The organism is Natronolimnohabitans sp. A-GB9, from assembly GCF_030848565.1.
GTDB lineage: Archaea > Halobacteriota > Halobacteria > Halobacteriales > Natrialbaceae > Natronolimnohabitans.
In genome coordinates this window covers 180,784-193,846 of record NZ_JAVDDV010000005.1, presented here as the reverse complement: position 1 = coordinate 193,846, position 13,063 = coordinate 180,784, and the positions used below count along the sequence as shown (strand labels likewise).

General features: G+C 62.8%; 14 protein-coding genes. 5 read left to right on the top strand and 9 right to left on the bottom strand.

The features are described 5' to 3' along the window. The first annotated feature begins 245 nt into the window (after positions 1 to 245). Positions 246 to 1,679, top strand: coding sequence for a hypothetical protein (locus RBH26_RS09030; RefSeq protein ID WP_306757883.1), 1,434 nt, complete (start codon positions 246 to 248; stop codon positions 1,677 to 1,679). Positions 1,680 to 1,692: 13 nt separating this feature from the next. Here RBH26_RS09030 and RBH26_RS09025 read toward each other — a convergent pair whose 3' ends face one another. From RBH26_RS09025 to RBH26_RS08995, 7 genes are all read right to left on the bottom strand, one after another. After that, positions 1,693 to 2,538, bottom strand: a complete 846-nt coding sequence (locus RBH26_RS09025; protein ID WP_306757882.1) for a phosphate ABC transporter ATP-binding protein — start codon at positions 2,536 to 2,538, stop codon at positions 1,693 to 1,695. Between the two features lie 5 nt (positions 2,539 to 2,543). Further along, the gene (locus tag RBH26_RS09020) at positions 2,544 to 3,395 is read right to left on the bottom strand and encodes an ABC transporter permease subunit (RefSeq protein WP_306757881.1); all 852 of its coding nucleotides are present in this window, start codon (positions 3,393 to 3,395) and stop codon (positions 2,544 to 2,546) included. Then, a complete protein-coding gene (gene pstC / locus RBH26_RS09015) occupies positions 3,395 to 4,342 on the bottom strand; it encodes a phosphate ABC transporter permease subunit PstC (RefSeq protein ID WP_306757880.1) in 948 nt (315 codons plus the stop codon). Before pstC ends, RBH26_RS09020 begins: the two co-directional genes overlap by 1 nt. A gap of 2 nt (positions 4,343 to 4,344) precedes the next feature. Next, complete coding sequence (locus RBH26_RS09010; protein ID WP_306757879.1) at positions 4,345 to 5,352, bottom strand: substrate-binding domain-containing protein; 1,008 nt, start codon at positions 5,350 to 5,352, stop codon at positions 4,345 to 4,347. A 398-nt stretch (positions 5,353 to 5,750) separates the two neighbouring features. Then, on the bottom strand, positions 5,751 to 5,966 hold the full coding sequence (locus tag RBH26_RS09005; RefSeq protein WP_306757878.1) for a hypothetical protein: 216 nt from the start codon (positions 5,964 to 5,966) through the stop codon (positions 5,751 to 5,753). A 133-nt stretch (positions 5,967 to 6,099) separates the two neighbouring features. Beyond that, positions 6,100 to 7,083: a putative sulfate exporter family transporter gene (locus RBH26_RS09000; RefSeq protein ID WP_306757877.1), complete on the bottom strand. Its 984-nt coding sequence runs from the start codon at positions 7,081 to 7,083 to the stop codon at positions 6,100 to 6,102. Between the two features lie 4 nt (positions 7,084 to 7,087). Beyond that, positions 7,088 to 7,228 (bottom strand): hypothetical protein, encoded by a 141-nt coding sequence (locus tag RBH26_RS08995; protein ID WP_306757876.1) that lies wholly within the window; start codon positions 7,226 to 7,228, stop codon positions 7,088 to 7,090. A gap of 190 nt (positions 7,229 to 7,418) precedes the next feature. On the opposite strand from RBH26_RS08995, the gene RBH26_RS08990 reads away from it, so the two are divergent. Further along, positions 7,419 to 7,751, top strand: coding sequence for a hypothetical protein (locus RBH26_RS08990; RefSeq protein WP_306757875.1), 333 nt, complete (start codon positions 7,419 to 7,421; stop codon positions 7,749 to 7,751). Between the two features lie 208 nt (positions 7,752 to 7,959). Here the strand turns inward: RBH26_RS08990 and RBH26_RS08985 are convergent, their stop codons facing one another. After that, on the bottom strand, positions 7,960 to 9,645 hold the full coding sequence (locus RBH26_RS08985; RefSeq protein WP_306757874.1) for an NADH-quinone oxidoreductase subunit D: 1,686 nt from the start codon (positions 9,643 to 9,645) through the stop codon (positions 7,960 to 7,962). A gap of 113 nt (positions 9,646 to 9,758) precedes the next feature. Further along, a complete protein-coding gene (locus RBH26_RS08980; RefSeq protein WP_306757873.1) occupies positions 9,759 to 10,883 on the bottom strand; it encodes a hypothetical protein in 1,125 nt (374 codons plus the stop codon). A gap of 163 nt (positions 10,884 to 11,046) precedes the next feature. Between RBH26_RS08980 and RBH26_RS08975 the strand changes: the two genes are divergently transcribed. From RBH26_RS08975 to RBH26_RS08965, 3 genes are all read left to right on the top strand, one after another. Then, entirely contained in the window at positions 11,047 to 11,934 is an 888-nt protein-coding gene (locus RBH26_RS08975; RefSeq protein ID WP_306757872.1) for an acyltransferase, read from the top strand. A 93-nt stretch (positions 11,935 to 12,027) separates the two neighbouring features. Further along, positions 12,028 to 12,357 carry a hypothetical protein gene (locus RBH26_RS08970; RefSeq protein ID WP_306757871.1) on the top strand — a complete coding sequence of 110 codons (330 nt, stop codon included), beginning with the start codon at positions 12,028 to 12,030 and terminating at the stop codon, positions 12,355 to 12,357. A gap of 374 nt (positions 12,358 to 12,731) precedes the next feature. Next, entirely contained in the window at positions 12,732 to 13,052 is a 321-nt protein-coding gene (locus tag RBH26_RS08965; RefSeq protein WP_306757870.1) for a HalOD1 output domain-containing protein, read from the top strand. Positions 13,053 to 13,063: the final 11 nt, after the last annotated feature.

Genomic DNA, 13,063 nt, shown 5'->3' with positions numbered 1-13,063 from the left:
ACGATTACGAACTCGAGTTCGGCGGTAGGTGTTCGATATCGTTTCAGATGACGTTAGAATGCCGTATCAGTGACTTTATACCGAAACGATTGCTTTTGCGATCGTTTCCGTCGATCGACGTGTCGGGTAGTTCGTGTCTCCTGCCGGGTGTACGTTTATCCGACAGTTCGTGCTTGTTTTCGGCTAGCTATCGTGTCTCGAGTCAGTCCGTACGCCAGCCGACAGTCGGTCGAGGTGACGTCGTCGTGAGGATCTCGAGCCTGCTCGCCGGCGAACGATCGACACCACCCGCGCTGCCGAACTTCGACTCGACGACGGTGTTCGTCCGGGCAGCGGCCCGCTATCTCCGTGGCGAGACGTTCCCGGGACTGGGGATGATCCATCCGAAACTGACGCCAGTGGGTGCGCGGATCAATCACCTGCCACGAAACGCCCGCACCACGCTCTACACCCGCGGCGGTGCAAACGAGGGCGTCTCGCCCGACGACCTCGGCGACGTCGACGTCGAGCGGTTCCGCGAGTGGGTCGTCGACCAGTACCCCGAGCGGGGGTATCCTGCCGTCGTCGTCGGCTCGAGCAACGGCGCAGCGGTCTATCTCGCGGCCATGCTCGGCGTGCCGTGGCTCCCGCAGACCTTTCTCGTCCCCGTTCGGCGGGACGCCCATCCAGACGCGATCCGCGAAGACGTCCAGTGGGGTCGCGAACACGCCGGGCCGTTCCTCGAGACGAACCCGGACGTTTCGCTACACCAGATGCACGATCCGAACCAGGATCGGCTGATGGTCCGTAAGCTTGCGTATTTCCGGACGAAATCGAAGACGCTGGGCGATGCCTACGAGGAGTTCATCGACACCGTCCTCGCCGCCGACGGGACGATCATCTCGCTCGAGTGTGAGTTCGACTGGCCGGCGATCGAACTGGGCGACCGTCACAGCTTTCAGGTCGGCGGCCTCGGCGGACTCGCGCCGGAAGAGTACTACGACGGCAGCGAGACGGTCGCGACCTTCCTCGAGCGACAGGACGCCGACGTCCGCGAGTGGGACACGCCCGAACCCGACGGCCGAACGCCCGAGTCCGAGTGGGGATTCGAGCCCGCACTTCGAGAGGACATAGAGCGGTTCGCCGACGGACGGGGATACGACGTCCGTCGACTCGCGTTCGACGATCCGCGGGATCTGAGCCCGTTTATCGCCGACTGGTACCGACGGCGGTACGCCGATCGGAATCGGCCCGTCGATCGGCTGTTCGTCCAGTCGTTCGCCCTGGTCGAACCCTGGTGGACGATGCGGACCGGATCGGTCCCCTACTGGGCGGCGTTTAACACCGAGTCCGACGCCGACTACCTCGAAGACTACCTCGAGAACACCGATCCGTACGACGAGATTCATGCGACGCTGTTCGGCCACGGCGTCGAATCGGCGGGCCTGGCCTCGATCGACCGGTGGCAAGAGGTCCTCGGCCACGCGCGGGACCGGCACGGATTCGTCGGAGTCGACACCGACGAGTTCCCCTACGACGTCGAGACCCACGTCCGGTACCACCGGGATCTCCCCGACGAGATCGAGGCCCGCCATCCGCATCTACCGCCGCTGTCGATCGACCGCTTCGACGCGGTGACGAACGATATCGCCGACGAGTACGCGATCGAGTGGGAACGGATCGCAGAAACTGAGCTGTGACGGAATCGAGACGCTACTCGGCCGAGACAGTCTGTGCCGTCGTGGATTCGGGTTCGGACTCGTCGGCGCCGTCAGCGTCGTCGTACTCGACGGCCGTGTGTCCCTTGACGAACTCCCGCGTTCGCTCGTTCTGTGGGTTCTCGAAGAACGATCGGGCGTCGTTTCGCTCGACCAGATCGCCGAGATAGAGGAAGACGACGTCGTCGGCGAGACGCTTGGCCTGTTCCATACTGTGGGTCACCATGACGATCGTATACTCCGACTTGAGATCCGCGAGGGTCTCCTCGACCTGTTCGGCCGAGATGGGGTCGAGCGCAGAGGTCACCTCGTCACAGAGCAACACCTCGGGCTCGGCGGCCAGCGACCGGGCGAGACAGAGCCGTTGGATCTGTCCCGTCGAGAGTTCGGCGCCGGGGGCGTCGAGTCGGTCGTTGACCTCCTCCCAGAGGTTGACTTTCCGAAGCTGTGTCTCGACGATGTCGTCGAGTTCGGCCTTCGAGTGGTCGCCGTGGATCTTCGGTCCGTAGGCAACGTTGTTGTAGATCGACACCGGCAGCGGCGTCGGTTTCTGTGGCACGTAGCCGACTCGTCTCCGGATCTCGGGCAGTGGCTCGTCGGTGTCGTACACCGACTCGTCTCCGAGATAGACGTCGCCGGAGATCTCGGCGTTTGGCTGGATCTCGTGGAGGCGGTTCAACGACTTCAACAGCGTCGATTTGCCACAGCCGGATGGGCCGATGATGGCCGTCAGTTTGTTCGCCGCAAAGTCGACGCTGACGCCGTTGAGCGCGGTGACTTCCCTGTTTCCAGTGTACGTTACTTCGAGGTCTTCGGTTCGGAGTGCGATGTCGTGAGTCATTACTGTCACCCTCCTGGTGTAAAGCGGGCGTATCGACCCGCGAGTAGTTTCGATGCGACGATCAGTGCCAATACGGCCACGATGAGCACGAACGAGGCCGCGTACGCGTGGGATCGAACTTCGGCGTTGAACGACGCCGCCTGCTCGAAGATGAGGATCGGCAGCGTCGTCGCCGGCTCGAACGGTCCGCCGGGCATCTGCGTGCTCCGTCCCGCGGTAAAGAGCACCGTTGCGGCGTCGCCGATCCCACGGGCAAAGCCCATGATGATGCCGGCGATGACACCCGGCAGTGCGGCACGGACCGTCACCCGCGCCGTCTCGAACCGCGTCGCGCCGAGCCCATAGGAGGCCTCTTTCACGGCGTCAGGCGCGGAGCGAAGCGCCTCGTCTGCGTACCGGGTCATGATCGGATACTGGAAGATCGCGATGGCGACGACCCCGAAGATCAGGCTCGTCTGGGCGCCGACGGCGATAATGACCGTCAGCACGAACACCCCATAGACGATCGGCGGCGTCCCCCAGAGCACGTTCAGGAACATGTTGATGACGTCCGACGTGCGCTCGCTCGAGTAGTCGCTCTGGAGGAACACGGCCGTCGAGAGCGACATGATCGTCGCGATCACGGTCGCCGGAACGACGATGAAGATGCTCCCGAGCACTGCGTGGAGGAACCCACCGCCGCCGTCTAACATGTACCGCGACCCCGGCGGCGTGATCGCGACCGTCGGATCGGTAAGGAACACGCGGCCGCCGCGATAGAGCGTAACCCCGACGACAAGCAACAACACCGCGATGATGAGCGCGGCGCTTGCGCGAGCCAGCAGGCCGAAGAGCCGCTGTTCGGTGTAACGGTCCATCAGTACTGCCACCTCCGTTGGAGTCGGCGACGAACGAGCATCGCCCCGAAATTAAAGAGCCAGACGATGACGAGCAACAACAGCCCGACGAGGATCAACGCGGACTGGGTGATCGGGATCGACATGAGCTCGCCGAAGTCGTTGACGATCAGCGACGGCAGCGTCTCGCCGGCGTCGAACGGCGACCCGGGAACGGCCGTCTGGCCACCGATGAGCATCGCTGGGACGATCGTCGCACCGAAGACCCGGCCGAAGCCGAGCAGGATCGCCGAGAAGATCCCCGGTCCGGCAGCCCGAAGCAACACGGAGCGAATGGTCTCCCACTTCGTCGCACCGACGCCGAGGGACGCCTCGCGGAGTTCGTCGGGCAGCGCCTCGAGCGACTCGACCGACAGCGAGATCATAAACGGTGTGACGATGATCGCCATCACCAGGCTGACCGTAACGATTCCGAGTCCGATGCTGTGAGTACCAAAGGCGGGTGCGAGATAGTCGCCGACGAACGGGACGACGACGACCAGTCCCACGAGCCCGAAGATGACACTCGGGATCGCCGCCAGCACGTCGATAAACGACGAGACGATGACCTTCATGCGTCCTTCGGCGTACTCGGCGATGTAGATCGCCGCCAGAATCGCGATCGGCGTCCCCATTGCCATCGAGAGGACGGTGACGTAGATCGTGCCGAGGATCGCCGGCAAGAAGCCGAACTCTTCCTGTGCTGGATCCCAGTTCGCCGAGGTCAGCATCTCGAGAAGGGAGTGTTCGGAGACGATGGGGATCGACTGCTGGACGAGCGTCAGCACGATCAGCCCGAACAGCGCGACGGCGAACAGCCCGGCCCCGATCAGCCAGTAGCTGCTCAATCGCTCGATCACCAGCCGCCGTCCGAGACGATCCGGACGGGTCGTCTCCGCGTTCGATCCGTGGTCTGTCGTTGGATCCATCGTTAGCTCGTCACCTCGAGTTGCTCGTGTCGTTTCTCGAGTCGGGCTTGCTCCTCTGTGAGTCGGTCATCGTCGAGCGGAGCGTAGCCGTTCTCGCGGACGTACTGCTGGCCCTCCGTAAGCACCCACGCGGCGAACTCGGCGGCTTCGTCTTCGAACTCCTCCTTTGCCGCGATGAACATCTCGCGGGCCGGCGGCGCTGGATAGATGCCTTCCTCGACGGCGGTGAGGAACTCGTCGCGATCGTCGTAGAAGTCTTCCGCCGGCGACAGCGTCCCGCTCCCGTCGATATCTAACGGAACGGGACGGATGTCCATCTCGAGATCGCCGGTGTTGTAGTCGTAGACGTAGTTGAGGTTGTTCATCGAGAACCCGAGTGCGTCGTTGTTGATCGCCTGTGCGACCTGCTGGTCGCCGTCGAAGTTGCCGTCTGCGAAGTCCTCGAGTTCGTTCTCGGTGTAGAAGTCGTCTTCACCGCCGAGGAAATCGCCCCACTGCTTGTAGGCTGCAGAGGAGTCCGACCGGCCGTAGACGTAGATGGGTTCGTCGACGTCGGCGTCGACGAGTTCTCCCCAGTTCGTGATCTCTCGCGTGAAGACGGCCTCGAACTCCGACCGTGTCAGCCCGTTTTCTCGGATCTCGTCGTAGACCGGATTGTCGACGTTGATCGTTCCGACGACAGTGTCGATGAGCATCGCGACTGCAAACAGACCCTGATCGAGCTCGTCCTCGTCGGGTTCGCGACCCATCATCGCGATATCGACCTGCTCGTTTAGAACGTCCGAGACGCCGACACCGGTTCCACCGCCGGAGACGTCGATCCCGACGCCGGTTTCGGATTCGTACTCGTCGGCCCAGACTTGCATCATCGGCAGCGGGCCGACGCCGCCGGAGATGCGGATATCCGAACCGGAAGACGATCCAGATACGGAAAGACATCCCGCGAGAGCGAGCGTAGACCCGGAGCCGAGAACGCTCAACAGCGACCGCCGTGAGTATCCCCGCTCCATGAGTACCCATCCGTATTCACTAGACCCTTGTATTCCCTCGTCACCCTGCAATTCTTTGCCCCTCAACCGGGAACCAGCAAAACTCTCGACGCCGTGGGTGGCGGTTACACGAAACCCAACTCGTTCGCGACGGCGACGGGAAACACCGGCGACGACGTCACGCTATCGGCTGGACGCCATTTTGGTAGTGACAGTCGGCCCTCGGTCCACAGCGGTTCACACCACGAGCACTCGTGACCGACAGGTTCGATCCGTGCATCGCCCGTATTCGGGCTAACTGACGCGTTTCACCCACGGTGGCAAGGATTGCCTCGAGCGAGGACGGCAGCGACGGCCGGCGAGTCCACTCCTCGTTTCGACGACTACGACGCCCCTCCGGGGATCGTTAGAAGGAATCGTTAGAGGAGATCGAGGACCAAAAACAGCCCCACGAACAGCAACAGAACGAGACCGGCGAGCGGGTATACGACGAGCAATAAGGACAGTACCAGAAGGGAAAGGAGCATCCACTGGAGTCGGCGCAACTGCGTGGCCTGTCGATCGACCGTTCGTTCCAGTTCGGCGACTCTCCGCTCTAAGTCATCGCCGTCGTCGGGAGAGTGACATTCGGACATGTGTCCAAATGTCAATTAAGCAATGTTAACAGTGTCGTTGTCGGACTGACTCGAGAGCTGTCTGTCGTCTCGTCCGCTCGGCACGGCAACCGACAGCTGGGTCGAGGACCGCCCACACTCGAGACGAGACAGTTCAGAGGACCGCTAGTAACACCGCAAGCGAGAGGGCGCTACTGACGAGCAACGCGAACAGGACGACGACCGCGGGCGTCGCGCCGGTGTTGCGGAGGTCACCGAGTCGGATCTCGGTTCCGAGGCCGACGAACGCGAGTACGAACAACCAGTTGTAGGCGTTCTCGATCGAGTCCAGTTGGGCCGACGAGAGCACGCCCGCACTCGCGACGACGGCGAGCGCGAGAAACCCCAGCACGAACTTCGGGAACTCGTCCCAGAGCGTCCGTACGGAGGGGCGACCGCCGCCGCCATCGCGGGCGTAGTAACTCGCGTACGCCAGCACGACGGCACCGATCAAGGCGTTTCGCGCGAGTTTCGTCATCGTCGCCCACTGGCCGGCGACCTCGGAGTGAGCGAAGCCGACGGCGACGACCGGTCCCGTCGAGAACATACTGACACCCGCCCAGGTCCCGAAGACCACCCCCGAGAGGTTCAAGAGGTCGCCGACGATCGGGTAGACGACGATGGTGATCGCGTCGAACAACAGGACCGTCGCTGCGGCGTACGCAATTTGTTCCTCGCGCGCACGGATGGCGCCGGCGACCGCGACGACCGCCGAGACCCCACAGATGCTGGCACCGGCCGCGAGCAGCGATCCCATCCGATCGGCGAGCCCGAAGACGTTGCGTGCGAGGAGTTCGACGACGAGCAGCGTCGTGGCGGTGACGCCGACCACGACGAGCAAGACGACCCCGCCGACCTCGAGGACACTCTCGAGCGAGATCGACGCCCCCATGAGGACGATTCCCGCCCCCAGCCACAGTTTGTGGGTCGCGATGCCGGGCTCGAGTCGGTCGGGGATTCCGACGACGTTCGTAACGAGGAATCCGAGCGCGATCGCGAGCAAGAGGTGGTTGACGCCGACCGACAGCGCAAGCGCTCGCGCGAGTATCGCACCGAGACAGAGAGCGAGAACGCCCGGCAGCAGTCGACGAACGCTCATCTCGCTACCAGGGGATCTGCAGTTCGAGAACACCGACGAGCGCGACGATCGCGACTCCGACGAAGACGCTCTTCCAGTCGCGCTCGAGTGCCGACCAGCGAGCGACTACGGTATCGACGTTCGGGCGCCATCCATCGATCGACATATCCGATCTCCAGAGGCGACTGCAGTTAATAGTTGCCGATCCCGTCAGAGGTAGCGGGAGATATTGCCTCTGTCTACGACAAAAGGGAGGAATATCGCGCGAATAGGACCGTATTGATTCATTCGAAACTCCGTCCGGTGGCGACACATTCAGGGATCGGTCACTTCCGTCCGCGCGACGATGGACGAGTATGACCGACGACGCGGGCCACGAGCCGGCAGAGCACTTAAAACGCGTCCGCGAACGCCTCCAGCGAGCGACCGCAAGCGCGGATCGGTCCGTCCAGACACAACTGAACTCGATTACCGCGGGCGTCTTCGAAGAACAGGAGGGCGACCTGACGCAGTCCGAGCCAGGACCGAAAGTCGACCGCATCGCCGAGGTCGCCGAGAAACTCGACGGACTGGCCGACGAAGCCTCGGGCGAGACCACCGACCACGTCCGTACGGCTCGAGATCACTGCCTCGAGTACGTAGCCGAAAGTGACGACGACGAACGGTCTCGAGACGCAGAGACCGAGTGATACGGATTGCTGTAACGATTTACCGGCGCAACCGCGACCCGGGCTGCGGTTGCGCCGGTAACGACTTACAGTAGTCCGTATGAGAGGCACAACACAGCCCCACAGCAGCCACCGATGCAGTTCCCTTCGATCGCCCGACGACGTTGCAATCGATGTGTAGGGTGTGGCGGGACGGCGGCCGGTTTCGGTAGCTACTGCGGCTCAGCCGCTAGCGATCGACGCTTCCGAGAACGATGTCGAGACTGCCAAGCGACGCGATCAGGTCCGCGACGTACTCGCCTTCGGCCATCTCCGGTAACACCGAGAGGTTGTGGAAGCAGGGGCTGCGGATCTTGAACCGGGCCGGCGAGTTCGAGCCATCGGACCGGATGTAGATGCCGAGTTCCCCCTTCGCGGATTCGACCGCACGGTACGTCTCGGTGTCTGCGTCCGGTTTCAGCGTCCGCGGGACGTTGCTCTGGACCGTGCGTTCGTCCTCGGGCCAGTCGGCGAGCAGATCGAGACACTGTTCGACGATCTTCGCGGACTCCTCGACTTCCTGCATGCGCGCGAGGACCCGTGAGTGATTGTCACAGCCGTCCCGCGTGACGACCTCCCAGTCGAGGTGCTCGTAGTAGCCGTAGGGGTCGTCCCGGCGGAGGTCGTAGTCGATGCCCGATCCACGAGCGACCGGGCCCGTACAGCCGTACTCCTTCGCTACCTCGGGCTCTAAGATCCCCGTGTCGATCGTCCTGGCCTGGAAAATCTCGTTGCCGGTGATCAGATTGTGGTACTCGTCGACCTTTGCGGGGAGTTCGTCGAGGAAATCGCGGGTCTTCTCGATGAACTCCTCGCGGGGTTCGGGCAGGTCCCAGGCGACCCCACCGAGTCGGAAGTAGTAGAACATCATTCGCTGTCCGGTGAGGTCCTCTAAGATGTCCTGGACGACCTCCCGGTCGCGGAAGGCATACTGGAAGATAGCGGTGAAGTCACCGTAAACGTCGAGCGCGAAAGTTCCGAGCGCGAGGAAGTGTCCGAGCATTCGCCCGAGTTCGGTCGACATCGTCCGCAAGATCTGGGCGTACTCGGGGACCTCGATATCGGCGAGGTCCTCGATGGCGCGGGCGACCGCCCACTCGTTGGGGAGATTCGCCGTGTAATCCCACCGGTTCGAGTACGGGATGATCTGGTGGCGATAGGTGCCGTTTTGACACATCTGCTCCTCACAGCGGTGGAGGTAGCCGATGTCCGGATCGACGTCGGCGACCGTCTCACCGTCCAGGACGGTCCTGAGATGAAGCACACCGTGTGTCGCCGGATGGTGTGGGCCGATGTTCAACAGCATCGTATCGGTTTCGGTAACGCTGTGATCGGGCTGAAGTGGATTCGTGTGTTCGCTGTAGCGGACGATCTGTGGTTTCTCCTGGTCGTAATCCAGCGAGAGTGGATGGCCCTGCCAGCTCTCCGGCAACAGGATACGGCGTGGATCGGGGTGACCCTCGTACTCGATCCCGACGAGATCGAACGCCTCCCGTTCGTGCCAGTCGGCGGTCCGGAACACCGGCTCGGCGGTCTGACAGCGGGGATCGCTCTGTGGTAACTGAACGACCAGTGTCACCTCGTGGGTCCGATTGTCGTACTTCGTCAGGTGCAGAATCGACTCGTACCGGTCTTCGTACTCCTGGGGCGTGATACACGAGAGGTGGTCGAACCCGGCCTCGTCGCGGAGTAGTTCCAGGACTTCCTGGACCTCGTCCGGACGGATCACGAATCCGGGCGCGTTCTCGTGGTCGTCTCGCCGAAGCGTGTACTCGGCGAGCAACGACTCGAGTCGTGACTCGTCGACGCCGTCCTCCCGGCGGTGGTCGTACTCGGGATCGATATCGACGGGCTCGGGCTGATGAGTCTCGCTCATTGGATTCCCTCTCGTGCGCCAAACGCCGGCGCGTCTATGGCTGACATACGGCGGACCTGGTGTTGAGGGTTTTTCGGACTCACAGTGACTGTCTGTATCTGGAGAACATTCTGTCACACTGATTCTGATGTCAGGTGGCGATACTCCGTCCACAGCGCAGCGGCGACGGTAAACTCTGCTGCGCTCGCGTAGCCGCGCTTGACGTAGGGCGCACCCGACAACGTATACACTTCGAGGAAATTTCCGTACGACTCGAGGACCCCTTCGACGCGCGTTAGTTCCCGGCGTGCGCGCTCGGTGTAGCCGTACCGATAGAGTCCGATGGCGTACATGAAGCTGTTCCAGGGCCAGACGTGGTAATGATAGTCCCGATGGAGGAGAAAGAAGGGATGAACCGCCGTATGCGAGAACGGTTCGGAGCGCATACAGAGCCCGTTTGGCGTCTCGAGATCCTCGAGTGTCGCGACGATCGACGCCGCGCGGTCGTCGTCGACCACACCCAGATACAGCGGGACGACGTTCGCGTCACAGGCGAGGACCGACGAGCGACCGTCGGGACCGTGGCGAGTACGGTGCTCGTCGAAGTAGCGGCCGTTCCAGAGCCGCGAGTAGAGGGCGTCCCGAATTAGCCCGGCGTCGCCGGTAAACGTCGTCTCGATGTCCCGCGACTCGAGGCGTTCGACGGCAGCCAGCAACATCGCGGTGTTGTACGTCTCGCGGGGCGCGAGCGCGGAGTCCCACCAGGAACTGCCCGCACCGGTGACGAGTCCCGAGTCGGCGACGAACCGCTCGCGATGGCGCGCGGCGAGAGCGACGATCGCGTCGGCGTGTTCGCGGAGGCAACCGCACTCGGCGAGCAAGAGGACGACAGCGGGGAACGTATCGACGCCTTCGGCCGGCGTCGCGGCGTGGTACCGATCGTGAAAGTCCGTATAGAAGACGTCACTTGCGAGGAGTTGCTCGACGATCCAGCCGGCAGTGTCGGCGAGGGCGCCGTCGAACCCGCTGGCGGAGAGTCCACGGGCGGCGAAACAGAGGTCTCGTGGCCAGACGCCTCGAAAGTGGCTGCCCGCTTCGAACCTCCGCTCAGCCCGTGCGTTCAGGATCGTCTCGGCGGCCTGCTCGAGCGAGCCGTAGTGGCGATAGCCGTGGCGACGCTTCGCGACGTAGTGTGCGAGTCGTCGCCACAGCTCCCGCGTGTAGTATCGACCGTTCCGGACGGCCTCGGTGGCCTCCATACTGCTCTCGAAGACGCGAGGCCGGAAGTGCCGTCTGGCTGCACGAGACGGCGGACCGCGAGCGGCCCGCGTGACTCGAGTGTCCTGTGCCCCCTCTCGGCGACGGCGTCGCCGGTCGACGTACAACCGAACCCCTTTGACCACCGGGGCAATACGTCGGAGTATGACAAAGCGGTACGTCTCGCTCCCCGACGAGGCGGAGACGGGAATGCGTGAGTTCATCGACGAGGTCGACCGGCGGCTCTCGAGTGACGAGGACACCTGTTCCGTCGTCGAAGACGTCCTGATCGACCTCTCGGGCGATCGCGAGGCCTACGAACGCTGGCAAAACGGTGAGTCGCTCTCTGCGGCCGAACGCGTCCGTCTGCAAAGCTACGACCCCTGCAACACGACCTTAGAGAGCGAGTACTACGCCGAAAAGGACGAGGAGAAGTTCCGCCGATCGAAACACCTGCAGTGGCTGTGGCGCCAGTTCGATAGCCTGCCGATCGCGGACAACGTCGAGTTCGCCCTCCGATTCAGACGAATGCTCGCCGACCACCTTTTCGAGGAGTGTGGCGACAACTGCCGCTTTTTCAAGGGCATCACCTTCACCTACGGACACAACATCACGATCGGTGACAACACAGTCGTCCACGACGACGTCCACTTAGACGATCGCGGGAAACTCACTATCGGCGATCGCGTCTCGGTCTCAGACGGCGTCCATATCTACAGCCACGACCACGACGTCGTCGACCAGACCGAAGTCCGCAACTACCACACGATCGTCGAAGACGACGTTCGTCTCACCTACGACTCGATGGTTCGTGCGGGCTGTAAGGTCGGCGAGAACGCCATCGTCGGTGCACGCGGAATCGTCCAGCACGATATCCCCGCCCACCACATCGCCATCGGAATGCCGGCCAAAAGCGTCAAGATCAAACCCGGCTGGGAGGACGTCGCCACACCGATCGAAGACGCCGGCGTCAACCGCCAGGAGGAGCGCCACATCGAGTACGACCTCCCCGAGGATCTCGAGGTCTTCGACGAGTTCCAGCGCGAGTTCTGACCGGTCCGTAACTCTGGAATTCTCCTCGAGGCGACTCTCTGCAATTGCTGATACAGGGAATATCCAAGTGCCTTGAGAACCAATATCACAGCGATGGAGCTCTGGGGCTGGCTCATCGGATACGTGGTGTTGTTCGCCCTCCTCCACCTCGTGCTGTACTACGTCTACGTCCGTGGTGACGACAGTGAGAGCGCCGGCTCGCCGTCGTTTGCCGATCCAAATCGCGCGAGTTCGCGGACAGCACCCGGTCCGGAGCGCTATCCGCGTGCGCCCGACGACGTCGACGATCCCGAAGCCCTCGAAGAGGATCACGACGTCGAGTTCGACGACGAGACGATCCGCTGTCCACACTGTGGGGTGCGAAACGAGGCCGATCAGACCTTCACGTACTGCTGGAACTGTATTTCGACGCTCCGGCAGTGATACAGACTGCTGAAACGCTGTCCCGCCAATCGCCGACCGTTCTCTAGTTGCTACTGATACTGTCGGACAGCAGTCAGTGATACGGATTGCTGTAACGGTTTCCCGGCGTAACCGCCGCCCGGGTCGCGGTTACGCCGGCAGTGACGTACAGTAAACCGTATGAGACGTCGGGACGGCCGCAGTCGCGCGACCGATCGTCGAATCGTGCTGTCCAACAGTATGAACCGATGTACACACCGATCGCAACGCCGTCCGGCGATCGGTGTCCCTGCGTCGCTTCTCGGATACCGGTCGGGAGCGACGGAAAAACCGTCGTGTAATGAACGGTTACGCTTTTAAGCTCGAGGTCCGGACTCGAGAGCCGACGGCCAGTCATGAACGGAGAGCATCCCCCAGCACCCGCTTCTCACGCCCGCCCTCCATCGGTGTACCGTGTGTTCCACGATCCGGACGGGCCGGCACGGCTCAGCACGACCGCCGCCCACGCCCTCGCCGACTGTCTCGGAATCGACGTCTCCGACGGTCGAGTCTTGCTGTACGACGCCGTCGACCCCGATGCGCTCGATAGGCTCTTTCGGCCGCGACACGACGGCCGAGCTCGACACGGTAGCTCGCTTTCGTTTACCGTTCGGGACCACTACGTGACGATCACGAGCGACGGCGAGATCGTGATCGAACCGCCTGTCCACCGGTAGCCGTTTTCTCC

Excerpts from the sequence above, each read along its gene's own strand:
- RBH26_RS09025 (WP_306757882.1), bottom strand. The coding sequence starts at position 2,538 with ATGACTCACGACATCGCACTCCGAACCGAAGACCTCGAAGTAACGTAC.
- RBH26_RS09020 (WP_306757881.1), bottom strand. The coding sequence starts at position 3,395 with ATGGACCGTTACACCGAACAGCGGCTCTTCGGCCTGCTGGCTCGCGCA.
- pstC (WP_306757880.1), bottom strand. The coding sequence starts at position 4,342 with ATGGATCCAACGACAGACCACGGATCGAACGCGGAGACGACCCGTCCG.
- RBH26_RS09010 (WP_306757879.1), bottom strand. The coding sequence starts at position 5,352 with ATGGAGCGGGGATACTCACGGCGGTCGCTGTTGAGCGTTCTCGGCTCC.
- RBH26_RS09005 (WP_306757878.1), bottom strand. The coding sequence starts at position 5,966 with ATGTCCGAATGTCACTCTCCCGACGACGGCGATGACTTAGAGCGGAGA.
- RBH26_RS09000 (WP_306757877.1), bottom strand. The coding sequence starts at position 7,083 with ATGAGCGTTCGTCGACTGCTGCCGGGCGTTCTCGCTCTCTGTCTCGGT.
- RBH26_RS08995 (WP_306757876.1), bottom strand. The coding sequence starts at position 7,228 with ATGTCGATCGATGGATGGCGCCCGAACGTCGATACCGTAGTCGCTCGC.
- RBH26_RS08990 (WP_306757875.1), top strand. The coding sequence starts at position 7,419 with ATGACCGACGACGCGGGCCACGAGCCGGCAGAGCACTTAAAACGCGTC.
- RBH26_RS08985 (WP_306757874.1), bottom strand. The coding sequence starts at position 9,645 with ATGAGCGAGACTCATCAGCCCGAGCCCGTCGATATCGATCCCGAGTAC.
- RBH26_RS08980 (WP_306757873.1), bottom strand. The coding sequence starts at position 10,883 with ATGGAGGCCACCGAGGCCGTCCGGAACGGTCGATACTACACGCGGGAG.
- RBH26_RS08975 (WP_306757872.1), top strand. The coding sequence starts at position 11,047 with ATGACAAAGCGGTACGTCTCGCTCCCCGACGAGGCGGAGACGGGAATG.
- RBH26_RS08970 (WP_306757871.1), top strand. The coding sequence starts at position 12,028 with ATGGAGCTCTGGGGCTGGCTCATCGGATACGTGGTGTTGTTCGCCCTC.
- RBH26_RS08965 (WP_306757870.1), top strand. The coding sequence starts at position 12,732 with ATGAACGGAGAGCATCCCCCAGCACCCGCTTCTCACGCCCGCCCTCCA.